This is a genomic window from Caulobacter sp. ErkDOM-C, assembly GCF_048541825.1.
Taxonomy (GTDB): domain Bacteria; phylum Pseudomonadota; class Alphaproteobacteria; order Caulobacterales; family Caulobacteraceae; genus Caulobacter.
Genome location: NZ_CP183332.1, coordinates 3,356,563 through 3,379,014 on the forward strand (window position 1 = coordinate 3,356,563; position 22,452 = coordinate 3,379,014).

23 protein-coding genes and 1 other RNA gene are annotated in these 22,452 nt (G+C 66.6%); 13 read left to right on the forward strand and 11 right to left on the reverse strand.

What is annotated here, in order from left to right:
- Window positions 1–22 precede the first annotated feature (22 nt).
- Entirely contained in the window at window positions 23–943 is a 921-nt protein-coding gene (gene coxB, locus ACN2C8_RS16170; RefSeq protein ID WP_419255900.1) for a cytochrome c oxidase subunit II, read from the reverse strand.
- Between the two features lie 367 nt (window positions 944–1,310).
- On the opposite strand from coxB, the gene ACN2C8_RS16175 reads away from it, so the two are divergent.
- The 4 genes from ACN2C8_RS16175 to tldD are packed head-to-tail and all read left to right on the forward strand — an operon-like array spanning window position 1,311 to window position 4,502.
- Complete coding sequence (locus ACN2C8_RS16175; RefSeq protein WP_419253046.1) at window positions 1,311–1,637, forward strand: PadR family transcriptional regulator; 327 nt, start codon at window positions 1,311–1,313, stop codon at window positions 1,635–1,637.
- The gene (locus ACN2C8_RS16180) at window positions 1,634–2,212 is read left to right on the forward strand and encodes a DUF1700 domain-containing protein (RefSeq protein WP_419253047.1); all 579 of its coding nucleotides are present in this window, start codon (window positions 1,634–1,636) and stop codon (window positions 2,210–2,212) included. Before ACN2C8_RS16175 ends, ACN2C8_RS16180 begins: the two co-directional genes overlap by 4 nt.
- Before the next feature lie 10 nt (window positions 2,213–2,222).
- Entirely contained in the window at window positions 2,223–3,020 is a 798-nt protein-coding gene (locus tag ACN2C8_RS16185) for a GIN domain-containing protein (RefSeq protein ID WP_419253048.1), read from the forward strand.
- Between the two features lie 51 nt (window positions 3,021–3,071).
- The gene (tldD, locus tag ACN2C8_RS16190) at window positions 3,072–4,502 is read left to right on the forward strand and encodes a metalloprotease TldD (protein ID WP_419253049.1); all 1,431 of its coding nucleotides are present in this window, start codon (window positions 3,072–3,074) and stop codon (window positions 4,500–4,502) included.
- Window positions 4,503–4,747: 245 nt separating this feature from the next.
- On the opposite strand, the gene ACN2C8_RS16195 is transcribed toward tldD, so the two are convergent.
- The gene (locus ACN2C8_RS16195; RefSeq protein ID WP_419253050.1) at window positions 4,748–6,646 is read right to left on the reverse strand and encodes a peptide MFS transporter; all 1,899 of its coding nucleotides are present in this window, start codon (window positions 6,644–6,646) and stop codon (window positions 4,748–4,750) included.
- A gap of 186 nt (window positions 6,647–6,832) precedes the next feature.
- Between ACN2C8_RS16195 and ACN2C8_RS16200 the strand changes: the two genes are divergently transcribed.
- Both ACN2C8_RS16200 and ACN2C8_RS16205 read left to right on the forward strand, forming a co-directional pair.
- Window positions 6,833–7,339 (forward strand): DUF427 domain-containing protein, encoded by a 507-nt coding sequence (locus tag ACN2C8_RS16200; protein WP_419253051.1) that lies wholly within the window; start codon window positions 6,833–6,835, stop codon window positions 7,337–7,339.
- A gap of 219 nt (window positions 7,340–7,558) precedes the next feature.
- Window positions 7,559–7,708 carry a hypothetical protein gene (locus tag ACN2C8_RS16205; protein WP_419253052.1) on the forward strand — a complete coding sequence of 50 codons (150 nt, stop codon included), beginning with the start codon at window positions 7,559–7,561 and terminating at the stop codon, window positions 7,706–7,708.
- A 3-nt stretch (window positions 7,709–7,711) separates the two neighbouring features.
- Here the strand turns inward: ACN2C8_RS16205 and recR are convergent, their stop codons facing one another.
- The 4 genes from recR to ffs all read right to left on the reverse strand — a co-directional run bounded on the left by recR (window position 7,712) and on the right by ffs (window position 10,858).
- Window positions 7,712–8,317, reverse strand: coding sequence for a recombination mediator RecR (gene recR, locus ACN2C8_RS16210; RefSeq protein WP_419253053.1), 606 nt, complete (start codon window positions 8,315–8,317; stop codon window positions 7,712–7,714).
- A 40-nt stretch (window positions 8,318–8,357) separates the two neighbouring features.
- A complete protein-coding gene (locus ACN2C8_RS16215) occupies window positions 8,358–8,687 on the reverse strand; it encodes a YbaB/EbfC family nucleoid-associated protein (protein ID WP_419253054.1) in 330 nt (109 codons plus the stop codon).
- A gap of 158 nt (window positions 8,688–8,845) precedes the next feature.
- Window positions 8,846–10,678: a DNA polymerase III subunit gamma/tau gene (locus ACN2C8_RS16220; RefSeq protein ID WP_419253055.1), complete on the reverse strand. Its 1,833-nt coding sequence runs from the start codon at window positions 10,676–10,678 to the stop codon at window positions 8,846–8,848.
- Window positions 10,679–10,765: 87 nt separating this feature from the next.
- An RNA gene (gene ffs, locus ACN2C8_RS16225) (signal recognition particle sRNA small type) lies at window positions 10,766–10,858 on the reverse strand.
- An 86-nt stretch (window positions 10,859–10,944) separates the two neighbouring features.
- Here ffs and nudC point away from each other — a divergent pair.
- Window positions 10,945–11,883 carry an NAD(+) diphosphatase gene (gene nudC, locus ACN2C8_RS16230; RefSeq protein WP_419253056.1) on the forward strand — a complete coding sequence of 313 codons (939 nt, stop codon included), beginning with the start codon at window positions 10,945–10,947 and terminating at the stop codon, window positions 11,881–11,883.
- 127 nt (window positions 11,884–12,010) lie between these two features.
- Here the strand turns inward: nudC and ACN2C8_RS16235 are convergent, their stop codons facing one another.
- Window positions 12,011–13,465 carry an AMP nucleosidase gene (locus tag ACN2C8_RS16235; protein ID WP_419253057.1) on the reverse strand — a complete coding sequence of 485 codons (1,455 nt, stop codon included), beginning with the start codon at window positions 13,463–13,465 and terminating at the stop codon, window positions 12,011–12,013.
- 209 nt (window positions 13,466–13,674) lie between these two features.
- On the opposite strand from ACN2C8_RS16235, the gene ACN2C8_RS16240 reads away from it, so the two are divergent.
- The 3 genes from ACN2C8_RS16240 to ACN2C8_RS16250 all read left to right on the forward strand — a co-directional run bounded on the left by ACN2C8_RS16240 (window position 13,675) and on the right by ACN2C8_RS16250 (window position 15,897).
- A complete protein-coding gene (locus ACN2C8_RS16240; protein WP_419253058.1) occupies window positions 13,675–14,934 on the forward strand; it encodes a dicarboxylate/amino acid:cation symporter in 1,260 nt (419 codons plus the stop codon).
- Between the two features lie 69 nt (window positions 14,935–15,003).
- Complete coding sequence (locus tag ACN2C8_RS16245) at window positions 15,004–15,411, forward strand: hypothetical protein (protein WP_419253059.1); 408 nt, start codon at window positions 15,004–15,006, stop codon at window positions 15,409–15,411.
- Between the two features lie 69 nt (window positions 15,412–15,480).
- On the forward strand, window positions 15,481–15,897 hold the full coding sequence (locus tag ACN2C8_RS16250) for a DUF6491 family protein (protein ID WP_419253060.1): 417 nt from the start codon (window positions 15,481–15,483) through the stop codon (window positions 15,895–15,897).
- 3 nt (window positions 15,898–15,900) lie between these two features.
- Here ACN2C8_RS16250 and ACN2C8_RS16255 read toward each other — a convergent pair whose 3' ends face one another.
- Both ACN2C8_RS16255 and ACN2C8_RS16260 read right to left on the reverse strand, forming a co-directional pair.
- Entirely contained in the window at window positions 15,901–16,776 is an 876-nt protein-coding gene (locus ACN2C8_RS16255) for a 2-dehydropantoate 2-reductase (protein ID WP_419253061.1), read from the reverse strand.
- A gap of 69 nt (window positions 16,777–16,845) precedes the next feature.
- Complete coding sequence (locus ACN2C8_RS16260; protein WP_419253062.1) at window positions 16,846–17,886, reverse strand: ribonucleotide-diphosphate reductase subunit beta; 1,041 nt, start codon at window positions 17,884–17,886, stop codon at window positions 16,846–16,848.
- A 133-nt stretch (window positions 17,887–18,019) separates the two neighbouring features.
- Between ACN2C8_RS16260 and ACN2C8_RS16265 the strand changes: the two genes are divergently transcribed.
- The 3 genes from ACN2C8_RS16265 (at window position 18,020) to ACN2C8_RS16275 (ending at window position 20,314) form a co-directional block, all read left to right on the forward strand.
- A complete protein-coding gene (locus ACN2C8_RS16265) occupies window positions 18,020–18,694 on the forward strand; it encodes a glutathione S-transferase family protein (RefSeq protein ID WP_419253063.1) in 675 nt (224 codons plus the stop codon).
- A gap of 4 nt (window positions 18,695–18,698) precedes the next feature.
- Window positions 18,699–19,073 carry a hypothetical protein gene (locus ACN2C8_RS16270; protein ID WP_419253064.1) on the forward strand — a complete coding sequence of 125 codons (375 nt, stop codon included), beginning with the start codon at window positions 18,699–18,701 and terminating at the stop codon, window positions 19,071–19,073.
- Between the two features lie 194 nt (window positions 19,074–19,267).
- A complete protein-coding gene (locus ACN2C8_RS16275) occupies window positions 19,268–20,314 on the forward strand; it encodes an aspartate-semialdehyde dehydrogenase (protein WP_419253065.1) in 1,047 nt (348 codons plus the stop codon).
- Between the two features lie 48 nt (window positions 20,315–20,362).
- Here the strand turns inward: ACN2C8_RS16275 and ACN2C8_RS16280 are convergent, their stop codons facing one another.
- Together ACN2C8_RS16280 and ACN2C8_RS16285 are read right to left on the reverse strand one after the other, a co-directional pair.
- Complete coding sequence (locus ACN2C8_RS16280) at window positions 20,363–21,085, reverse strand: M48 family metallopeptidase (protein ID WP_419253066.1); 723 nt, start codon at window positions 21,083–21,085, stop codon at window positions 20,363–20,365.
- Window positions 21,086–21,133: 48 nt separating this feature from the next.
- Window positions 21,134–22,396: a polyhydroxyalkanoate depolymerase gene (locus ACN2C8_RS16285; protein ID WP_419253067.1), complete on the reverse strand. Its 1,263-nt coding sequence runs from the start codon at window positions 22,394–22,396 to the stop codon at window positions 21,134–21,136.
- Between the last annotated feature and the right edge of the window lie 56 nt (window positions 22,397–22,452).

The window sequence follows — 22,452 nt, forward strand, 5'->3', positions numbered from 1 at the left end:
GACTAATCCTGCAATCTAAGTCTTAGACCGCCGGCGCGGCGGGAGCCGCGGCCGGGACGGTGGCGGGAGCGGCGGCCGGGATCGCGACAGCGGCCGGAGCGGCGGCGTCGGCGACGGGGGCGGCCGCCGGCGGAGCGGTCTTGGACTGCACCCAGGCGTCAAACTCAGCCTGGGTCACGACCTTGATCTCGATGGGCATGTTGGAGTGTTCAACCCCACACAGTTCCGAGCACTGGCCATAATAGGTTCCGACCTTTTCGGCCTTGAACCAGGTTTCGTTCAGGCGGCCGGGGATGGCGTCGGTCTTCAGGCCAAAGGCCGGCAGGGCGAAGGCGTGGATCACGTCGGCGGCTGTGACCTGCACACGGACCACCTGATTGACCGGGACGACCAGCGGCTTGTCGGCGGCCAGCAGGTAAGGAACCTTCTTGGCGACGGCTTCGGCCTGGGTCAGCGGCAGGGAGATTTCCTCGCTGATCTTCTGGTCGGGATATTCATAGCCCCAGTACCACTGATAGCCCGTGGCCTTCACCGTCATGTACGGCTTGGGCATGTCGTTATAGGCGAACAGCAGCCGGAACGAGAAGATCGCGATCACCATCAGGATGATCACCGGAACGACCGTCCAGACGATCTCGATGGTGGTGTTGTGGCTGAACTTGGCCGGGATCGGGTTGGCCTTCTTGTTGTAGCGGATCGCGATCCAGATGATCAGACCCAGCACAAACAAGGTGATGACCGTGATGATCGGCATCAGGATCACGTCGTGGAACCAGATCGCCTCATGCTTCAGCGACGAAGCGGCGGGCTGAAGATCGATCGCCCCCGGGGTCGGCTGACCCATCAAGTCCTGCGCAAGGGCCTGCCCCGCGAAAACCATCATGGCGGTGAGGGCGCCAGCGCCCGTCAGCATCCGCCGAATCCCCTGAAATTTCGCCTTCATATTCCTCACGGCCCGTTTCAGCGCCGATTTGACGTCGGTCATTTGACCTTGATCAACGTCACGTCGCGCCGACATGCACATTACAGTCAGGCTCGCGGTATCGCGCAATCGACTCCGGATAATGAGTCGCGGTCGCGCCCGCCCAACTGACCATTCTGTTGGCTGCATACGCGCATCGCCAGCGGTTGCCAAGCGCCTGAAACCCCCGGGAAACCCTCCTTGGCAACGGTTCGGGTATCCAGCTGCGAACAGCTTTCAATAACCTCCGCCAGAGCCCTCCGGATCATTACGTAACATTCATTGACAGGTACCTTGCACCACTCAGTACCTTGCCGTAGAAGAGTGCATCAACCGAGGCGAGGACCAAGTGCCGGAAGCCATTGAAATACAACTGAAGAAAGGCGTGCTGGCGCTCTGCGTGCTGGCCCTGCTGTCACGCACTGACAGCTACGCCTACGAGATCGCCAGCAAGCTCGCGAAGGACATCGATATGGGGGAGGGAACAATTTATCCGCTGATGCGCCGCATGCAGTCGGACGGCCTGGTGGAGACCTATCTGGTCGAATCCCAGAGCGGCCCGCCTCGCAAGTACTACCGCCTGACGTCGGCTGGCCGCGCCAGCTTCACGCAGCAGAAGACCGAATGGGCCGCCTTCACCACGGCCGTCGAAGACATCCTGGGAGCCGCCGCATGACCCGCCCCCTCACCCAAAGTGAGTTCATGTCCCGGCTGCGCCGGGGTCTGGCCGGTCTGCCCGCCACCACGATCGCCGACATCGTCGCCGATCATGAGGCGCACTTCGCCGACGCCATGGCCGAAGGCCGCAGCGAGGCCGAAGCCGCCGCCGCCCTGGGCGATCCCGACCGTCTGGCCCGCGAACTGCGCGCCGATGCGGGCCTCAGGCGCTGGGAAGAGGCCAAGAACCCCGCCGCAGCCGGCGCGGCAATCATCGCCCTGATCGGCCTGGGGGCGATCGACATCATGTTCCTGCTGCCCATGCTGATGGGCGTGCTGGCGGCGCTGTTCGGTTTCCTGGTCGCCGTGGTCGCCCTGTTCGTCTCGGGCGGCTTCGTCTTCGCCATGGGACCATTGGCCGCGCCTCCCGGCGGGCCGCTGACGGCCTTGCTGGCCGGTGTGGGCCTGATGGCCGGCGCCACCTTCCTGGGCGCCCTGCTCACCATCGTCACGGTGGGCCTCTTCAACGCGGTCGTCTGGTACGGCCGCCTGCACTTCCGGCTGCTCAAGCCGGCCATCGAAAACCAAGGCTGAGGGGCCCGTCATGATCCGTAATGCGCTCATCATCGGCGGAGCCAGCTTCGTGCTGATGCTCGGCAGCTTCGCCGGCGTCGCCGCCCTGGCCGGTCCGGTCATTCTGAAGGACGGCTGGACCATTCCCTTCGACCATGTCGGCGACGGCGAGTTCCGGAGCCGTCATGTCGATATCAGCGGCGCGAAGGCCTCGCCGATCGTCTCGCGGCAGCTGGCCTGGACCAGCGAGACGCTGACGATCGACCTGCCCATCGACGTGACCTATGTGCAGGGTCCGGTCGCCGGGGTCGAGATCCGGGGCCCCAGGGCCGTCGTCGACCGCCTGCGTGTCGAGGAGGGCCGCATCAGTCTGACCGACGGCGACGGCGATCACTACGACCTCAATGCCGACAGCCTGACCATCGACCGCAACGGCGTCCGCTTTCACAGCAACGCCGATCAGACGCGGATCGTCGTCACCGCGCCCAACGTCAACAGCTTCAAGCTGGAAGGCTCGGGCGATCTGGCGATCCAGGGCTACAATCAACCGGCCCTGACCCTGGCGCTGAATGGCAGCGGCGACATCAACGCCTCCGGCCAGACCACGGGCCTGATCGTGGCCACGGCGGGATCGGGCGACGCCGAGCTCGACGAACTGCAGACGCTGAACGCCGATATCGCCCTCTCAGGCAGCGGCGACGCCGATATCTCGACCAGCAACACGGTCAAGATCGCCATCTCGGGCAGCGGCGACGTCAGCCTGCGCCGCCAACCCGTCAGCGAAACCAGCACGATCAGCGGTTCGGGTTCGGTGCATCACAACTACTAACGACAAGGGGGCGGGGTGACGGACGCGCTTCGAACGCTTACCTGTAGGCGCATGAACGCTCCGATCTCCGCCCCCTCCCTGCTTGACGCCGCTGGCGTTGATCCCGACCGCGCCCGTCAGATCCTGGGCGAGGCCCTGGCCGGCGCCGATGACGGCGAGCTCTTTATCGAGCGCTCCGAGAGCGAGGCCTTCGTCTTCGACGATGGCCGCCTCAAGAGCGCCTCCTATGATTCGGGCGAGGGTTTCGGCCTTCGCGTCGTGGCCGGCGAGACCGCTGGCTACGCCCATGCCGCCGAGATTTCCGAGGCCGCCCTCGGCCGGGCCGCCGCCTCGGCCAGCCTCGCCAAGCGCGGCTATGCCGGCGTCAGCGCCGAGGGCCCCCGTTCGACCAACGAGCGGCTGTACGGTGAAGACGATCCTCTCGCCTCGCCCGCCTTTTCCGACAAGATTTCGTTGCTGCAGGAAATCGACGCCTTCGCCCGGGCCCGCGATCCGCGCGTCGTCCAGGTGATGGCCTCGATGGCCGGCGAGCGCCGGGTGATCGAGATCCTGCGCGCCGACGGCAAGCTGGTGCGCGACGTCCGCCCGCTGGTCCGCGTCAATGTGCAGGTCACCGTCGAGAAGGACGGCAAGCGCGAGAGCGGCTCGTCCGGGGCCGGCGGCCGCGCCGGCTTTTCGGCCTGGATCAGCCCCGACCGGTGGCAGCATCAGGTCGACGAGGCCCTGCGCCAGGCCCTTGTCAATCTGGACGCCATCCCGTGCCCCGCCGGCGAGATGGACGTGGTACTGGGCAGCGGCTGGAACGGCATCCTGCTGCACGAAGCCGTCGGCCACGGCCTGGAAGGCGACTTCAACCGCAAGGGTATTTCAGCCTTCTCAGGCCGCATCGGCGAGCGGGTGGCGGCCAAGGGCGTGACCGTGTTCGACGACGGCTCGCTGCCGGGCCGTCGCGGCTCGCTGACCATCGACGACGAGGGCACCCCAACCGAGCGCACCATCCTGATCGAGGACGGCATTCTGGTCGGCTACATGCACGACCGCATGAGCGCCCGGCTGATGGGCCTGCAGGCTACCGGCAACGGTCGCCGCCAGTCCTATGCCCACATGCCGATGCCGCGCATGACCAATACCGGCATGCTGGCCGGCAAGGACGATCCGGCCGAGATGATCGCCTCGATGAAGCGCGGCCTCTACTGCGCCAATTTCGGCGGCGGCCAAGTCGACATCACCAACGGCAAGTTCGTCTTCCAGTGCACCGAGGCCTATCTGGTCGAGGACGGCAAGATCACCGCCCCGGTCAAGGGCGCCACCCTGATCGGCGACGGCCCCAGCGCCCTCACCCGCGTGACCATGATCGGCAACGACTTCGACTTCGATCCCGGCATCGGCGTCTGCGGCAAGTCCGGCCAGGGCGTGCCGGTCGGCGTCGGCCAGCCGTCGCTGAAGATCACCGGCCTGACGGTGGGCGGCACAGCGGTTTAGGGAACAGATCCAGACCCTTGTCATCCCGGAAGCCTCGCAGAGGCTGTCCGGGACCCCGGGGCGGCCGCAGCGCATTGGCCCCTGGGTCCCGGCTGTCCGCTTCGCGGCGTTTACCCTTGGGCGCGCACTTCGCGCGACCCGAGCGGCCGGGATGACAAGGGTTTTGGCATGGCGTGACCGCTCACGCAGAGCCCATGAAAAAAGGCCCCGGATCGCTCCGGGGCCTTTCGTCTTTGGTCCGACCGTTAGTGGACCGTCTTGACGCTATCCACGGGCGCGGCGTCGGTGTCGTCCGAGCCGTGCGACCACTTCTTGAGCCAGGGCGACAGCACCAGGAACAGCACCCCGATGCCGATGGCGATCAGGCCGATGACGTTGAACACCTCCAGCGAGGTGGCCAGGGCGGCGGCGGGGTCCAGAACCTGACCGCCGACGGTTTCGGTGGTGGTCAGTCCGGCGATCATGCCGCCGATATATTGGGCGATGGCCACGGCCAGGAACCAGACGGCCATCATGAACGACACCACGGTGGGCGGCGACAGCTTGGTCATCTGCGACAGGCCGACCGGCGACATGCAAAGCTCGCCGGTGGTGTGCAGCATGTACATCACCACCAGGAAGACCAGCGGCAGGCGGAAGGCCCCGTCGGCGAAGGTGGAACCGACCTGCAGCACCAGGAAGCCCGCCCCGACCTGGATCAGGGCCAGGCCGAACTTGACCACGGGGTTCAGATCCCGGCCGCGCTTGCCCAGCCACGTCCACAGGAAGGCGAAGACCGGGGCGAAGATCAGGATCCAGCCGGCGTTCAGGGCCTGGGTCTGGGGGGCGTTGAAGCTGGTGTTGATCCAGAAGGTCGAGGCCTTGTCGATGCCGGCCGCGACCAGTTGCTCGGAGGTGGCCAGGGTGACCGCGCCACCGAACCACTGGACAGGGGCCTGGACCAGGTCGAGCTGGACATTGGTGGCCGCGAACAGGCTGAGCGACGAGCCGGCCTGTTCAAACAGGGTCCAGAACACCACCGCGCCGAAGATCAGGAACACGGCCAGGGCCAGACGTTCACGCTCTTGCTTGCCGCACTTGGCGAACATGAACCACAGGATGTAGCCCAGCGAGGCGACGATGCCGGCGATCAGGGCCGCGCCGACCACGGGGTTGCGCTGCACCAGGAAGAACACGCCGGCCACGCCGACCAGCGACAGGGCGTAGATCATCATCTCGCGATCGATGGGGCCGACCACCTTGGCCTTCAGGACCTTGGGTTCCGGCGGCTCGCCCTTGCCCATCAGCAGCGGCTTGCCCAGCACGAAGACGATGAAGCCGGCCAGCATGCCGATGCCGGCCAGGCCAAAGCCCGCCCACCAGCCGACCGTGACGCCCAGCAGGCCACACAGGATCGAGGCCCAGAACGAGCCGAGATTGATGCCGTAGTAGTAGAGGGTGAAGCCCGGATCGCGGCGCGGATCGCCCTGCGGATACAGCTGGCCGACGATGGTCGAGATGTTGGGCTTGAGGAAGCCAACGCCGACGATGATCAGCGACAGGGCCAGCCAGAAGATGTTCAGGTACAGCGGATCGCGATCCTTCACGTCCAGCTTGTAGTCGGCCTTTGGCAGGACGGCCGGTAGGGGCGCGTCGGCGGGCAGGCCCTTGACCTCGAAATCGCCGGCCTTGGTGGCGGCGACATCGTAGGGCTTGCCGGCGACGACTAGCTTGGCGACCAGTTCCTGTCCCCGGCCCTGCGCCTGGAACTCGTAGGTCGCGCCCTGATAGGTCAAGGTCTGAACAGCGGGCTTGCCCTCGATGGCCATGGTCAGATGGCCGGCGACCAGCAGAATCGCGCCGAACGCGACCGCCTTGCGGGTGCCCAGATACTTGTCGGCCAGGAAGCCGCCGATCAGCGGCAGCAAGTAGACCAGCGAAGTGTAGGAGCCGTAGTGGGCCGAGGCGGCCTTGGGTTCAAAGAGGAAATGCTGGGTTAGATAGAAGATCAGGATGGCCCGCATGCCGTAGTAGGAGAAACGCTCCCACATCTCGGCGAAGAACAGGATGAGCAGCCCCTTTGGGTGCTGCCGGAGAAGCTGGATGAGCACGGGAATGCCGGTCACAAGAGTGACCAGGATGCCCAGGGCGATAACGATGTTCATACACTAACCTTGACGTGATGAGGGGTCGGGGCGGCCGTTACGGTCGTTTCACCCTCGCCTCCCCCAGTTCGCGGGGAGAAGATCACGCGACAATGCGTTTAACAAGCAATGGCTTGCCAGCCGGTAGCCGAGTTCGCGTCTCGGGCGTTAAGCAAGCGCGCCCATTCCACGTGCGGGAGAAAACCGATGAAGACCCCTGACGAAAGCCATCCGATCACGATCGAGCACGAACAGGCGCGGGTACGCGTGCTGTTCGAGGGCCACGAGATCGCCGACAGCAGCGACGTGGTCCTGCTGCGCGAGGCTGGCTATCCGCCGGTGCGCTATTTTCCGCGCGATGACGTGCGGATGGCGTTCCTGCGCCGCACCGACAAGGTCACGCACTGCCCCTACAAGGGCGACGCCGCCTATTTCACGATCTATCGCGACGGCAAGGTGATCGACAATGCGGTGTGGTCCTACGAGGATCCCTATCCCGCCGTCGGCGAGATCGGCGGCCGATTGGCCTTCTATCCCCAGCACGTCGAGTTCGAGACCGGCGCCCAGACCGCCGCCGAGACCGGGTCTCTCGATATCGCCGATGTGGTCCGCCACACCGACAGCGGTTCGGGCGCCAGCCAGGCCGAGCGCTGGCCGCCGACCGTCGATGTGCCGGACGGCGAGCCCGCGAAGCCCTCGCCACCCTTAGGGTAGAATTGGATAAAATCGTGGCAGTTAAGGTTAAATTAACCTTTTTCTCGCCAGGAACCTACTCAAAAGCGGTAAAACATTCCAAGACGACCTCTGGCCTGGGGCGCTTTGACGCGTTACGCCTGTCCTCGAACAGCAGTAAGGCTTGGTCAAGCGCCCAGAGCGTTGCACGGCGCTACGTGATCGCATTGTGCCTCCAAAAGAGAGGCGATGGAGGAAACCGTGGCCTATATCGGCTTTGAACAGGCGCCGTCCGTCAGCGCCGCGCGCAAGATCGCCGCGCCGCGCCTTGCCTGGGGCCGCATCGCGATGGTCGGCTTCAGCCTGGCGTTCTGGGTCGGCGTAGCGTTCGCGGTCCGCGCGATCTTCTAGGCTTCAGGCGGGTCGCCGGGCTCTCAGGGCCTGGGCGATCGTGCCGTCATCCAGCCAGTCCAGGTCACCGCCCACCGGAACACCGCGCGCCAGCATCGTCACCGAGACATTCGAGGCCGCCGCCAGCCGATCGGCCAGATAATGCGCCGTGGTCTGGCCATCCACCGTGGCCGGCAGGGCCAGGATCACCTCGGCCACGTCGCCGCCCGCCACCCGCGCCAGAAGCTCGCCGATTCGCAGGGCCTCGGGTCCGATCCCGTCCAGAGCCGACAGCAGGCCGCCCAGCACGTGATAGCGGCCCTTGAACTGACCGCCGCGCTCCATGGCCCACAGCGAGCCCACCTCCTCGACCACGCAGATCATCCGGCCGTCGCGCCCGTCGTCGGCGCACACGGCGCAGGGCTGCGTGGTGTCCAGCGACCCGCAGACCGAGCAGGTCCGCACCTTGGCCTGGGCGTCGACCATGGCCGCCGTCAGGGGGGCCAGCAGGGTGTCGCGCTTCTTGAGAAGCGCCAGCGCCGCCCGCCGGCCCGAGCGCGGTCCCAGCCCCGGCAGCTTGGACAGCAGGGCGATCAGGCGCTCGATCTCGGGTCCGGCGGAAGCGGCCATTCTTTTCCTTGAAAATCCCCGTCCAACGGAGGGGGTGGTCCTAGAACTTCATGCCCGGCAGGCCGCCCATCATCCCGGCCATCGGGCCGGCGGCGTCCTGCATCAGCTGGGCCTGGGTAATATCGAGCTTTCTCTTGGCGTCGGCGTGCGCGGCCACGATCAGGTCCTCGATGACCTCGCCTTCGCCCGGCGCGACCAGGCTTTCGTCGATCCTGACCTTGGCCAGTTCGCCCGTGCCCTTCAGCGTGACCGTGACCATGCCGCCGCCCGAGGCGCCCTCGATCAGGGTCTCGGCCAGCCGCGCCTGGGCGTCGGCCAGTTTCTGCTGCATCTCCTGAGCCTGCTTCATCAGGCCGCCGAGGTCTTTCATCTCACGTCTCCAAGTCTAGCGCGTTCCCTCCCCCTTGGATGGGGGAGGGGCAGGGGTGGGGGTGACACCGCCGGACGATTTCAACTCGGCCGAGCCGTATCCTGAAAGGCTTTCACCCCCATCCCCAACCCTTCCCCCATCAAGGGGGAAGGGAGAAATCAGTCCTCGACCTCGTCCGGCTCGATCGGCGCCGGTTCGGGGCCGGGGATCTTGCGGACCTCAAGCTCGGCGCCCGGGAAGGCGCTGAGCAGGGCGGCCACGAAGGGGTCGGCCTTGATCTGGGCCATCGCCTCGCGGTCCTCGCGCTTCTGGCGCTCCATCAGGGTCTCGGCCCCGCCGCCGCCCTCGGCAGCGACCAGCCAGGGCTGGCCGGTCCATTCCTTCAGGGCCCGCACCAGGCGTCCGGCCAGATTGCCGGGCGCCCCGGGCGCGGCCTCATAGGTGATGGCGCCCGGCCGAAAGCTGATCGGACGGACAAATTGCTCGACATCCAGCCGCAGGCCGATGTCGCGCTTGGCGGCGATCAGGGCCAGAACATCGTCGAACGAGGCCAGCACTGGCATGGCCTGGGCCGCCGGCGAGGCCATCGAAACAATCTGGGCGCTGACGCCGCCAGAGCCGCCGCCGCCGCCGCCCGCCGAACCGCCGCCGGGCGCGCCGCCGCCAACGGAGGTCCCGTCGCGCAGCGCCTTCAGGGCTTCTTCGGGACCGGGCAGATCGGCCGCATAGCACAGGCGGATCAGGGCCATCTCGGCGGCTGCCATGGCGTCGGGCGCGCGGCGCACCTCGTCATGAGCCTTCAGCAGCATCTGCCACAGCCGCGACAGCGTGCCGGCCGAGGTGTGAGCCCCGATGGCGGCAAGGCGCGCGGCCTGCTCCTTGGGCAGGGTCAGGGCGTCGGGACCCAGGGCCTTGGCCACGGCCGCGCCATGGCAGTGGTCCAGCAGGTCCAGCATCACCACCGCCGGATCGGCCCCGAAACCCCACAGGGCGCGGAAGCCTTCCAAGGCGTCGGCGGGCTTGCCGCTCATCACGGCCTCGAACAGGGCGATGGTCTGACCGCGATCGGCCAGGCCCAGCATGTCGCGGATCACGGCGGCCGAGACCGTGGCCCCGCGGTCGGCCTGGACAATGGCCTGGTCGAGAAGCGACAGGCCATCGCGCACCGAACCTTCGGCGGCCCGGGCGATCAGGGCCAGGCCGTCGGCGTCGACCCGCGCGCCTTCCTTGGCGGCGATCCTGTCGAAGTGCTTGACCAGCACGTCCGGCTCGACCCGGCGCAGGTCAAAGCGCTGGGTGCGCGACAGGATGGTCACCGGCACCTTGCGGATCTCGGTGGTGGCGAAGATGAACTTGGCGTGCGGCGGCGGCTCTTCCAGCGTCTTGAGCAGGGCGTTGAACGCCGCCGTCGACAGCATGTGCACTTCGTCGATGATGTAGACCTTGTAGCGCGCCTCGACCGGGGCGTAGCGCACCCCGTCCAGCAGTTCGCGCATCTCGTCGACCTTGGTGCGCGAGGCGGCGTCCAGTTCCAGCACGTCCATGTGCCGGCCTTCGATGATCGAGCGGCAGTGATAGCCGTCGACCGTCAGATCGACAGAAGGCTGATGGACGGTGTCGCTCTCGTAGTTGAGGGCGCGGGCCAGCAGGCGGGCGGTCGTGGTCTTGCCCACCCCCCGCACGCCGGTCAGCATGAAGGCGTGAGCGATGCGGCCGCTGGAGAAGGCGTTGGCCAGGGTGCGGACCATGGCCTCCTGGCCGATCAGGTCCTCGAAGTTGCGCGGCCGATATTTGCGGGCCAGCACGGTATAGGCCGCGTCCGGATCGCTCGGCGCTTCGACAGCGACCGGCCGCGGCGCGGCGACGACCGAAGCGGTCGAGGGTTCAACCGGCGGCGCACCGAAGATGTCGGCGGTATTGGCGTCCCGCTCGGCGGGCTCTTCTTCCCATGGCGGCGCGGAATCGGCTGTGAGGTCGTCGTGGTCGGCCATGGCGACAACTGTAGAGCGCCGGAGCGCCCAGCAAAAGGCTCGCTCGCATCCGGCGAGCATCTGCTGACAGATTTAAGGGAGATAAGGTGGAGACCGGCGGACGACCCGAAGCTTGGCTCGTTGTGGCTGCTGCCTCTCGGCCCTGACCAGATTGGCGAGGGCTCCGCCCGTCACCGATCTCCGAGGCCTATATCGCGACTCATGACGGACGATGCAAGTCCGTGCGACGTCGTGACGACTCTTCTCGGCTGGGCTACAGAAACCGCATGGCCCTTTCGATCATCACCAACACCTTCGCCGGCAACCCTCTGGACCGCTCCAGCGAGCGACGCAGCGATCCGTCCTGGCTGGCCGAGAAACTGGCCGACCCCAGCTCGCTGGCCGTGGCGGTGTGGAACGGCAAGCCCCTGGTCGAGGACGTGCTGGACGAGGATGGCAAGCCGACCGGGGCCCAGATCGCCTACCTGCGCGCCGACATGGCTGAGGAACTGGCCGGCGGAAGCGAGAAGCTGCTGTTCCTGGGGCTGTGGAAGGACATCGCGGTGTTTGCCGTCGACCTGGACGGCAATGCCGATCCCGCCGAAGGGCCGTTGAAGGGTCTGGGCCGGTTCGAGGAGCTGCGCGGGATCGCCGCCTCGATGCCCCCGGCCGACGCCGGCATCCTGGCCACCGCCCGCTCGATGTTCGAGTGGCGCCGCCGCCATCGCTGGTGCAGCGCCTGCGGCCAGCCTTCGGAGGTCGGTGACGGCGGCTGGAAGCGCATCTGCCCCGCCTGCAAGGCCGAGCACTTCCCGCGCACTGACCCGGTGGCGATCATGCTGGCGGTGCACGAAGACAAATGCCTGCTGGGTCGCCAGGCCCTGTGGCCGCCGGGCATGTTCTCGGCCCTCGCCGGGTTTCTCGAGCCCGGCGAGACCATCGAGGAAGCCTGCGCCCGCGAACTGATGGAAGAGGCCGGCCTGACGGCGACCTCGGTGCGCTACCACTCCAGCCAGCCTTGGCCCTGGCCCTCATCGCTGATGATGGGCCTGATCGCCCAGGTCGACAGCAACGACGCGCGGCCAGACCAGACGGAACTGGAAGAGGTGCGCTGGTTCACCAAGGAAGAGGCCGGGGCGCTGATCAAGGGCGAACTGGAAGGCGTGTTCGCCCCGCCGGCCCTGGCGATCGCCCACCAGCTGATCAAGGCGTGGGTGGAGGAGTAGTCCTCCCCCTGAAGGGGGAGGCGGCCGGAGGCCGGTGGGGGAACACCGCACCGAGTCAGCAGCACTTCCCCCTCCGATCGCTTCGCGATCGCCTCCCCCGCTAGGGGGAGGACTTTAAAGCCCACCCCTACCTAAACGGCGGCTCGTCAAACGCCCGCAGCTTGCGCGAATGCAGGTTGGCGCCCTCGTCCAGCAGCAGCTTGCAGGTCAGGATGCCGATCTGCAGATGCTGGCTGATCGCCCGCTCGTAGAAGGCGTTGGCCTGGCCCGGCAGCTTGATCTCGCCGTGCAGCGGCTTGTCGGACACGCACAGCAGCGTCCCGTACGGCACCCGGAAGCGATAGCCCTGGGCGGCGATGGTGGCCGATTCCATGTCGATGGCCACGGCGCGGCTCTGGTTGAAGCGCAAGGCCGACAGGCTGTGGCGAAGCTCCCAGTTGCGGTCGTCGGTAGTGACCACGGTGCCAGTGCGCAGGCGCTTCTTCAGCTGGTCGCCACTGTCGCCGCTGATGGCTTTCGAGGCGTCGTAGAGAGCGCGCTGCACCTCGGCGATCGACGGCACCGGGATTTCCGGCGGCAGGACGGCGTCCAGCACATGGTCGTCGCGCAGATAGGCGTGGGCCAGCACATAGTCGCCGATGGTCTGGGTGTCGCGCAGGCCGCCGCAGTGGCCGATCATCAGCCAGGCCTGAGGGCGCAGCACGGCCAGGTGGTCGCAGATGGTCTTGGCGTTGGACGGGCCGACGCCGATATTGATCAGGGTGATGCCCGTGCCGCCCGGCCCCATCAGGTGGTAGGCGGGCATCTGGTGCTTGCGCCAGGTCGACTCGGCCACCGCCAGTTCGGGATTGGCGGTGTTGGCGGTGATCATCAGCCCGCCCGAGCACGACAGGCCCTCATAGCGCGTGCCCGGCTCCGCCAGCTGCTCGATGCCCCAGCGCACGAACTCGTCGACATAGCGATGATAGTTGGTGAACAGGATGAACTGCTGCACGTGCTCGGCCGGCGCGCCGGTGTAGTGCTTCAGGCGGGCCAGCGAGAAGTCGGTGCGCAGGCCGTCGAACAGGGCCAGCGGCCGGGTCTCTTCCAGGGCCGCGTCCCAGACGCCGTCGGCGATCTCGTCGCCAATGAAGGCCAGGTCGGTCGTCGGGAAGAACCGCGCGATGTCTTCCGAGCGCACATCGGCCTGGTTCAGGTCGATGCTGGCGTCCAGCACATAGGGATAGGGGATCTCCTGACGCGACCGGTCGACCTCGATCTCGACGTCGAAATCGTTGAGCAGCAGGGTCAGTTGTTCGACCAGATAGTCCTTGAACTGGTTGGGCTTGGTGACCGTGGTCGCATAAACGCCGGGGCGGCTGACCCGGGCGTAGGACCGCGCCAGCTTGGGCGGCAGGCCCTCGGGATCATAGGTGATGCGCAGCTCGGGATAGGCGAAGGTCCCGTCGAAGCGCTGCTGCGGATCAGGCCGCGCACCGGTTTCGAGATAGGCCTTGAGGGCGGTCCGGAGGGCGCCCACGGCGCGCTCGTATTCCTGATTCAGCTGTTCAACGACAGCAATTGCTTTTTCTTGGTTTGACATGGGCTCTTATAGCGATGTTTCGCGACATTGGCGAGACTGCCCCCTTGGCGGGCGCGAAGGGCATGGACGAACCCGCGCGCGTCGGCCACAAGGACGGACATGCTCAAGACTGAGGCGGGCCATGGCGGGTTCATGCTCGCCGTTCGTCGGACAGGTCAGAGCTGAAAAGACTGCTCGCGCCGTGCGGCGCGGCGCCCGAGGGGAGCTTCATGAACAAGCGTTTCGCCTATCTGATCATCGCGTCCATGGTCCTTGGGGTCACGGTGGGCTGGGCCTGCAACCAGTTCCTTGACCCGGTCGCCGCAAAGGCCGCCGCCGGCAATCTGTCGATCATCACCGATATCTTCCTGCGCCTGATCAAGATGATCATCGCCCCGCTGGTCTTCACGACCCTGGTGGCCGGCGTCGCGCACATGGAAGACGCCGCCGCCGTCGGCCGCATCGGCGCCAAGACCATGACCTGGTTCATCGGCGCCTCGGCCGTCTCCCTGGTGCTGGGCCTGCTGATGGTTCACCTGCTGGATCCGGGCGCGGGCCTGAACATGACCCATATGGACGTCATCGGCGCCAAGACGACGGCCACCACCGAGGCCTTCACCTTGAAGGGCTTCATCACCCATCTGGTGCCCACCTCGATCTTCGACGCCATGGCCAAGAACGAGATCCTGCAGATCGTCGTCTTCTCGCTGTTCGTCGGCACCGCCGTCGCGGCCCTCGACGACAAGGCGCCCAGGGTTCTGGAGCTGGTCGAGCAGGCCGCCCAGATCATGCTGAAGGTCACGAGCTTTGTCATGAAGCTGGCCCCGCTGGCCATCTTCGCGGCTCTGGCCTCGACCATCGCCACCCAGGGCCTGGGCATGCTGGCCACCTATGGCAAGTTCGTGCTCGGCTTCTACCTGACCATGGGCGTGCTGTGGGCGCTGCTGTTCCTGGCCGGCGCCGCCGTGCTGGGCAAGCGGGTGATCCCGCTGTTTGGCGTGATCCGCGACCCCACCCTGCTGGCCTTCTCGACCGCCAGCTCCGAAGCCGCCTATCCGCGCATCCTCGACAGCCTGCCCAAGGTCGGCGTGCGCCGCCGCATCGTCAGCTTCGTGCTGCCGCTGGGCTATTCTTTCAATCTCGACGGCTCGATGCTGTACTGCACCTTCGCCACCATGTTCATCATGCAGGCGCACGGCGTTGAGCTGACGGTGGCCCAGCAGATCTTCATGCTGCTGCTGCTGATGGTGACGTCCAAAGGCATCGCCGGCGTGCCGCGCGCCTCGCTGGTGGTGATCATGGCCACCCTCACCTATTTCGGCCTGCCGGAAGCCTGGATCGCCCTGGTCCTGGGCGTCGATCACCTGCTGGACATGGGCCGCTCGGCCACCAACGTGGTCGGCAACAGCGTCGCCGCCGCCGTGGTCGCCAAGTGGGAGGGCGAACTGGACGACATGCCTGAGGACGAGGTCGAGCCGGCCAAGGCCTGACTACTGTAGATTGACTCGCGGCGGGATGGGTTCATGCTCAGTTGCACCCTTCCCGCCGGAGTTTTCGTCATGAAGCCTTTCAAGAGCTTCGGCCTGATCGCTCTTGGCGCGCTGGCGCTTTGCGCCGCTCCGGCGCTGGCCGGTGAGCGCGACTGCTTCGACAGCCGTCAGGTAAACAACTGGGCCGCCGTGGGCGACCAGACCCTGTTGCTGCGGGTGGGCACCTCTGACTACTACCAGATCGACCTGAGCCGACCGGTCAAGCACATACGCTCGCCCTTGGCCAAGCTGGCGCTGGTCAGCCGCGAAGGCCGGATCTGCCACGTCGGCGACCTGGACCCGCGCATACTGTTCGGGCCTCAGTTCACGATGGGCCTGCCCGTCGCCGGCCTGCATCGTCTGAACGAAGCCGAACAGGCCGCAATCGGCGAAACCAACCTGCCCGGCCGTCACTATCGCCGTCGGAACCAGGAGTGACGCGGCCTCGTCCTTGACTTGAGCGCCGGTCGGGCCAATCTCAATCGCGGGGGGATCAGGATCGGACAGATGACCAAGCTCACCTTCCTCGCGCGAACCGCTGTCGCCGGTTTCGCCCTCTTCGCCGGCAGCGCAGCCTCCGCGCAAGCGCCCGTTGCACAGACGCCTGCCGCAAAGCCCCGGCCGCCGTGTTTCTCGCTGTCGGACTGGCATGGCTGGAGCTCACCCAGCCGCGACGTCCTTTACATGAAGGTGCGCAACAAGGAGGTCTATCGCCTCGACCTGGCGCACGGCTCGAACCAGCTGCGCTCGCCCGGTTCGCATATTGTCAGCGTGGTGCGCGGCAGCGACCGGATCTGCACACCCATCGATCTGGACCTGCGGGTGTCCGACGGCTTCGGCATGGACATGCCCATCCGCGCCAAGACCATCACCAAGCTGACGCCCGAAGAGATCGCGGCGATCCCCAAGAAGGATCGGCCCTAACCTCTAGGCAGCGGCCGCCGCGTTGATCAGCGCCACCACCATGGCGTTGGCCGGCGTGGCGATGCCGTGCAGGGCGCCGCGACGCACGATGACGCCGTTGCGGGCGTCCAGCTCCATCGGCCGTCCTGCCAGGCGATCGGCGTGCAGCGAATTGATCCCGTCAGGCGCCGCCGCGCGATAGCCGGCGATCACAGCGTCAGGCAGGTCGTCGGAGAGGTCCGCGCCCTCTGCCCGGCCCACGGCCACGCATTCGGCCACCAGGGTCCGCATCACCTGAGCCGCGCCCTCGTCATGGGCCAGGCTCGCCGGCTTCAGCACCAGGGCGTTGACCGCCCCGGCGCAGTTGAGGGCCAGCTTCTTCCAGGCCTGCGTTCTGAAGTCCTGCGTGGTCGAGACGGCGATCGGGGTGTGGGCGAACAGGGCCACAAAGGCGCGGCCGGCCGCGTCGTCCGGAACCTGGATCCAGCCGTCGCGGCGCTGCAGGATGCGGCCCGGCGCGCTGCGCTCGGCGGGGATGTCGACCACTGCCGGCACGATGCGCTCGGCCGGCAGGCGATCCAGGAACGGCTCGACATGCTCGACCCCGTTGCGCAGCACGGCCAGCTGGGTCTGTGGCCCGACCAGGACGTCCAGCCAGCCCCCCGCCGAAGTGGTGTCATAGGTCTTGGTGGCGATCAGCACCCAGTCGACGGGACCAGCCTTGGCCGGATCGGTCAGCACGGCAGGGTTGGCCGTGATCATGCCGCCGGGCGTCTCGATCTCCAGCCCTTCGAACGGGGTGCGGGCGCAGACCGTGACCAACAGGGCCGGGTTCTGGGCCAGCCAGGCGGCGATGGTCCCACCGACCGCGCCGGGACCGATCAGGGCGATGGTGGTCATGGTGACGACTCCAAAACGAAAACGCCGCCCTGATAGAGGGCGGCGTTTCCTACGTCACGTTGCGAAAAATCACTCCGCCGGCAAAGTCTGGTCCGAACGCTTGGCCATCAGCTGTTCGAAGCTGGACCACACGCCTTCGCCGCCATGCCACTGGCCCTTGGTCGCGGCCTTGGAATATTCGGTGGACCGCGCCTCGAAGAAGTTGGCGTGCTCGACGCCGCTGAGCAGCGACTGCAGCCACGGCAGCGGGTTTTCCTTGATGCCATAGACTTCCGGCAGCTGCAGCTGGCGCAGGCGCCAGTCGGCGATGAAGCGGATATATTGCTTGATGTCTTCCGGGGTCATGCCCTGGACCTCGCCGGCCTCGAAGGCCAGGTCGATGAACTTGTCCTCAAGGGCCACCACGGTCTTGCAGCAGTCGACGATGTCGTCGGCCACGGCCTTGGTCACCGCGCCGGTCTCGGCGTTGAAGGCATGGTACAGCTTGATGATGCCTTCGCAGTGCAGGCTCTCGTCGCGGATCGACCACGAGACGATCTGGCCCATGCCCTTCATCTTGTTGAAGCGCGGGAAGTTCATCAGCATCGCGAAGCTGGCGAACAGCTGCAGGCCCTCGGTGAAGCCGCCAAACATCGCCAGGGTGCGGGCGATGTCGGCATTGGTCTCGACGCCGAACTTCTGCATGAAGTCGTGCTTGTCGCGCATCGCCTCATATTCGAGGAAAGCCCCGAACTCGCTTTCCGGCATGCCGATGGTCTCGAGCAGCAGGGCGTAGGCCGCAATATGGATGGTCTCCATATTGGCGAACGACGACAGCATCATCTTCACTTCGGTGGGTTTGAACACCCGGCCGTAGCGTTCCATGTAGTTGTCGGCGACCTCGATATCGGCCTGGGTAAAGAAGCGGAAGATCTGCGTCAGCAGGTTCCGTTCCTTGTCATTGAGCTTGACGGCCCAGTCCTTGAGGTCCTCGCCCAGCGGCACCTCTTCGGGCATCCAGTGGACCTGCTGCTGCTTCTTCCAGAACTCGTGAGCCCACGGATAACGGAAGGGCTTGTAGGCTGCCGAAGGCGTCAGGAGGCCAGGAAGGGTGATAAGCTTGGCGGACATCGGCAGCGGCTCCAGGGACGGGCGGACACGAATCGGACGGACGAGTTAGGCTCTCTTCGTACCGCAGCCAACAGGTTCATCTAGTGGTCAGTTGGTCGCAGCACACAACATGTTGTGGGTAGATTGCTAATCGATGGTTAACGCAGCATACACCATTTACGGCGCGCTTGGCTCGGGTTCCGTGCCTGTGGAAGCCACTTTGACCCTGCTGGGGCAGCCCTATGCGGTCATAGAGGCGCCGACCTGGGAAGGCGAGTCGCAGCAGGCCAAGGTGGCCGTGGTCAACCCGCTGAAGCAGATCCCGGCCCTGGTCACGCCGGCCGGCGAGACGATCACCGAGAGCGCCGCCATGCTTATCTGGCTGGCCGACCGTCACCCGCAGGCGGGCCTGTCCCCGGCCCCGGGCGCCCCCGAGCGCGCCCAGTTCCTGCGCTGGATGACCTTCATCCCGGCTTCGATCTACAGCCTGTTCTGGGTGCGCGATGATCCCTCGCGGCTGGTCGGCGACGACGCGGCGATGCAGGCCCGGGTCAAGGCCGCCACCGCCGAGCGCATCCTCGACTGCTGGGCGATGATGGAGAGCCAGCTTGAGCCCGGCCGCTACCTGCTGGGCGACCAGATGAGCGTGCTCGACCTTTATGTCGCCGTCGTCAGCCGCTGGGGGCCGAGGCGGGTGCGATTCTACGAGGTCGCGCCGCGGATGGCGGAGGTGGTAAAGCGGGTGGACGCCGATCCCAGGCTGGCCGCGTTCTGGGCGGAGCGGTTTCCGTTCTTCGACGGGTGGGAGCGGTTGGGGCAGCAGGGGTGAAGGCATGTCGGAGGCCGACCAGCCCATTACAGTTGTCGCCGCGCTCAATGCTCGCGAAGAGCGCTACATCGTGCGGACAATTCGGCGATACTTCGGTGAAAACGCCACGATCAGGAACTGGGGCGTCGAACCAACGCGCATGATGCTTCACGTTGAAACCGATCTCGATATCGGGCTCATGGAGCACGAATGCCTCGGCCTATTGATGTGCGAAATCCAGCGAGAAAGCGTCAGCCTGGAGTCGACGCGGCGCGGCCAAAAGCTCAAAGGCAATGCCAAGACCGCCTACCGTCGAGGTGTCGTCCTTGGCGGTTCGGATGAGACTCTGGACCCAGCATCCCCCGCATGGCGGCTTTACGTAGAGAACCTTCACCGCTAGAAACCCCGCCGATGCACATCGCCGCGACCACTATTATGACCCCAAAAACGACCCGCTTCGGTGGGGCGTCTTCGGGTCTGTGCGCGATCTAGCCAGCATCCCGAATTCAGCCCCGCCGATGCGCGGGGCGGCTCTCACTTTCCAAGAGACCTGAAGCTCCCCGCGCCTCCGCACTTTCCAGGAGACGTACCCCCGTGAGCTTCAAGTTTTCCCGTTCCAATCCCCCGCATGTCGGCGTGGTCGGCGCCACCGGCCTGGTCGGCGGCATGATGCGCGAGCTGCTGGCGGAGCGCGATTTCCCGCTGGCCAGCTTGCGCCTATTCGCCTCGCCCCGCTCAGCGGGGACGAAGATCGCGTTCCAGGGCAACGAGATCACCGTCGAGAACGCCGAAACCGCCGACTTCGCGGGCCTCGACCTCGTGTTCTTCTCGGCCGGCGGCGACACCTCGCGCGAACTGGCCCCGAAGGCCGCCGCGGCCGGGGCGATCGTGATCGACAACTCCTCGGCCTGGCGCGGCGATCCGGACGTGCCGCTGGTGGTGTCGGAGGTCAATCCGCATGCTCTGCGCCACATCCCCAAGGGCATCGTCGCCAATCCCAACTGCACCACCATGGCGGCCATGCCGGCCCTGAAGCCGCTGCACGAGGCCGCCGGCCTCAAGCGCCTGACGGTCAGCACCTATCAGGCCGCTTCGGGCGGCGGGGTGGCCGGCATCGAGGTGCTGGCCCGGCAGCTGGCCGCCGGCGCCAAGGGCGATGTGGCGGGCCTGGCCCTGAGCGGCGACGCCGTCGCCCTGCCGCCGCCCGAGAAGTGGGCCGTGCCCCTGGCCTACAACGTGGTGCCGCTGAACTATGTGTTGGCGCAGGATGGCTACACCGAGGAAGAGCTGAAGCTGCGCGACGAGACCCGCAAGATCCTCGAGATCCCGGGCCTGCCGGTGTCCAGCACCTGCGTGCGGGTGCCGGTGTTCACGGGCCATTCGCTGTCGATCAACGCCGAGTTCGAGCGGCCGATCTCGGTGGCGCAGGCGACCGCCCTGCTGACCGCCGCGCCCGGCGTGGTGCTGGACGATGTGCCCAACCCCTTGGCCGCGACGGGCCAGGATCCGGTGTTCGTGGGCCGCATCCGACCCGACCCCACCGTGGCCCACGGCCTGGCGCTGTTCGTCACCGGCGACAACCTTCGCAAGGGCGCAGCCCTGAACGCCGTGCAGATCGCCGAGGTGATGCTGGACCACTAGACGCCCGGATCTCGTCATCCCGGAGCGGCGAGGTCGCCCGGGATGACCTCAGGCCGAGATCGCGTGCAGTTCCGCCGCATGCGCCCGCAGCCAGGCCCTGTGGGGGGCGGGGTCGCCCACCAGCCGCTCGCACAGCGCCCAGAACTTTGGCCCGTGATTGGCCTCAATCAGGTGCGCGCATTCGTGGGCGGCGACATAGTCGGCCACCGCCGCCGGGGCCAGGATCAGGCGCCAGCTGTAGCGGATGGCGGCCGGCGTTCCGGGACGCGCCGGTCGGCACGACCCCCAGCGCGCCTTGGGGTCGGCCACCGCCACCGAAGGCATCGGCCGGCCCAGGGCCTGGGCGTGGATGGCGGTTCGGTCGGTCAGCACGGTCAGGGCCTCGCGCTTGGCCAGCCGCAGAACCTTGAGGCCCCAGTTGGCGTCGTCGGGCGCGACCAGGCGATCGCCGTCGATGCGCGCCCGACCGGGGCCGACCTCGAGCCTGTAAGCTTTGTCGTAAAGCCGCAGAATTCCGCCCGGCGCGACGCTGATCCGCCCTGGCAGGGCGGCCAGTTGACCGGCGATCCAGGCGGACTTTTCGTGGGCGAAGGCGACGGCTTCGGAGAGCCGGCGCGGATTGGGGGCCAGGGCGACCACTTCGGACCTGGCGCGATCGACCCGCAGCGAGATGCGCCGGGCCCGTCCGTCGACTTTCAGCCGCACGGTGCAGCCGGCCACGTCCAGCCGGTCGCCATCGGAAAAGCGCTGAGCAGCGGTGAACAGACCCATGCCCCTACATCGCGTCTAGACGACGGCGATGCAAGGCAGGCGGCGCGGTCAGACCTCGTCGGAGAAGTTGGGATCGCTCTTGCGGATGAACGCCCGCACGCGCGGATAGATCTCCTCGCGGAACCGGCGACCGTTGAAGACGCCATAGTGACCGACGCCGGGCTGGACGTAGTCGGTCTTCATGTCGTCGGGCAGGTTGGGCGTCAGGCCGTGGGCGGCCTGGGTCTGGCCGATGCCGGAGATGTCGTCGTTCTCGCCTTCCACCGTCATCAGGCCGATATCGGTGATCAGGTCGGGCCGCACCCGCTTGCCGCGATGCATCAGTTCGCCCTTGGGCAGCAGGTGCTGCTGGAAGACGATGTCGATGGTCTGCAGGTAGAACTCTTCGGTCAGGTCCAGGACCGACAGGTACTCGTTGTAGAATTCCAGGTGCTTGTCGGCGCTGTCGCCATCGCCCTTCACCAGGTCCTGGAAGTAGCGCTTGTGGGCTTCTTGGTGCTTGGCCTTGTTCATGCTCATGAAGCTGGCCAGCTGAACGAAGCCCGGATAGACCCGCCGGCCCGCGCCCACATAGGGCGGCGGCACAGTGTAGATCATGTTGGACTGGAACCAGGCGAAGGGCTTTTCCTCGGCCAGGTTGTTGGTCACGGTCGGCGACAGGCGCGCATCGATCGGCGAGCCCATGAAGGTCATGCTGGCCGGGCGCGAGGGGTGGTTTTCGGCAGCCATCAGGGCGGCGGCGGCCAGAACCGGCGGACCCGGCTGGCAGACAGCCACGACATTGGGACGAGGGCCCAGCACGGCCAGCATCTGGATGATGTGATCGATATAGTCGTGGAAGTCGAAGCGGCCTTCCAGCATCGACACTTCGCGGGCGTTGACCCAGTCGACGATAAACACCGCATGGTCGGGCAGGAAGGCCTCGACCGTGCCCCGGAGCAGCGTCGCGTAGTGACCTGAGAGGGGCGCGACGATCAGCACGGCGGGATCGAGGCTGAACTTCCCGGCCCGGCGCATGTCGGCCATGTCGCGGTCGAACTGGACGACGCGGGCCCAGGGGCTTTCCCAGACCACGGTGGGGCGCACCCGCACATCGACCTGGCCGACCTTGATGGTGTCGATGTTCCAGGCCGGCTTTCCGTATCGTCGCGTGACGTTCGAGAACAGGTCGGCGCCGGCGTGCATGCGGCGGCCAAGATCGGTGTTGGCGGCCGGGTTTAGCGGCGAGCCCCAGAAGTCGCGCGCGACACGGGCCGCTTCGCGCAAGGGGGAGGAGGCGTAATAGGCCGCTTCATGAAGGGCGTAGAGCATGGCGCATCCAATATGTTGCGCCGCAACATAGCATGGCGAAACCTAAGAAAGTCCAA

What these genes read in the sequence shown, in the direction of transcription:
- coxB (WP_419255900.1), bottom strand. Translation starts at nt 943, where the DNA reads ATGAAGGCGAAATTTCAGGGGATTCGGCGGATGCTGACGGGCGCTGGC.
- ACN2C8_RS16180 (WP_419253047.1), top strand. Translation starts at nt 1,634, where the DNA reads ATGACCCGCCCCCTCACCCAAAGTGAGTTCATGTCCCGGCTGCGCCGG.
- ACN2C8_RS16185 (WP_419253048.1), top strand. Translation starts at nt 2,223, where the DNA reads ATGATCCGTAATGCGCTCATCATCGGCGGAGCCAGCTTCGTGCTGATG.
- tldD (WP_419253049.1), top strand. Translation starts at nt 3,072, where the DNA reads ATGAACGCTCCGATCTCCGCCCCCTCCCTGCTTGACGCCGCTGGCGTT.
- ACN2C8_RS16195 (WP_419253050.1), bottom strand. Translation starts at nt 6,646, where the DNA reads ATGAACATCGTTATCGCCCTGGGCATCCTGGTCACTCTTGTGACCGGC.
- ACN2C8_RS16200 (WP_419253051.1), top strand. Translation starts at nt 6,833, where the DNA reads ATGAAGACCCCTGACGAAAGCCATCCGATCACGATCGAGCACGAACAG.
- recR (WP_419253053.1), bottom strand. Translation starts at nt 8,317, where the DNA reads ATGGCCGCTTCCGCCGGACCCGAGATCGAGCGCCTGATCGCCCTGCTG.
- ACN2C8_RS16215 (WP_419253054.1), bottom strand. Translation starts at nt 8,687, where the DNA reads ATGAAAGACCTCGGCGGCCTGATGAAGCAGGCTCAGGAGATGCAGCAG.
- ACN2C8_RS16220 (WP_419253055.1), bottom strand. Translation starts at nt 10,678, where the DNA reads ATGGCCGACCACGACGACCTCACAGCCGATTCCGCGCCGCCATGGGAA.
- nudC (WP_419253056.1), top strand. Translation starts at nt 10,945, where the DNA reads ATGGCCCTTTCGATCATCACCAACACCTTCGCCGGCAACCCTCTGGAC.
- ACN2C8_RS16235 (WP_419253057.1), bottom strand. Translation starts at nt 13,465, where the DNA reads ATGTCAAACCAAGAAAAAGCAATTGCTGTCGTTGAACAGCTGAATCAG.
- ACN2C8_RS16240 (WP_419253058.1), top strand. Translation starts at nt 13,675, where the DNA reads ATGAACAAGCGTTTCGCCTATCTGATCATCGCGTCCATGGTCCTTGGG.
- ACN2C8_RS16245 (WP_419253059.1), top strand. Translation starts at nt 15,004, where the DNA reads ATGAAGCCTTTCAAGAGCTTCGGCCTGATCGCTCTTGGCGCGCTGGCG.
- ACN2C8_RS16250 (WP_419253060.1), top strand. Translation starts at nt 15,481, where the DNA reads ATGACCAAGCTCACCTTCCTCGCGCGAACCGCTGTCGCCGGTTTCGCC.
- ACN2C8_RS16255 (WP_419253061.1), bottom strand. Translation starts at nt 16,776, where the DNA reads ATGACCACCATCGCCCTGATCGGTCCCGGCGCGGTCGGTGGGACCATC.
- ACN2C8_RS16260 (WP_419253062.1), bottom strand. Translation starts at nt 17,886, where the DNA reads ATGTCCGCCAAGCTTATCACCCTTCCTGGCCTCCTGACGCCTTCGGCA.
- ACN2C8_RS16265 (WP_419253063.1), top strand. Translation starts at nt 18,020, where the DNA reads ATGGTTAACGCAGCATACACCATTTACGGCGCGCTTGGCTCGGGTTCC.
- ACN2C8_RS16270 (WP_419253064.1), top strand. Translation starts at nt 18,699, where the DNA reads ATGTCGGAGGCCGACCAGCCCATTACAGTTGTCGCCGCGCTCAATGCT.
- ACN2C8_RS16280 (WP_419253066.1), bottom strand. Translation starts at nt 21,085, where the DNA reads ATGGGTCTGTTCACCGCTGCTCAGCGCTTTTCCGATGGCGACCGGCTG.
- ACN2C8_RS16285 (WP_419253067.1), bottom strand. Translation starts at nt 22,396, where the DNA reads ATGCTCTACGCCCTTCATGAAGCGGCCTATTACGCCTCCTCCCCCTTG.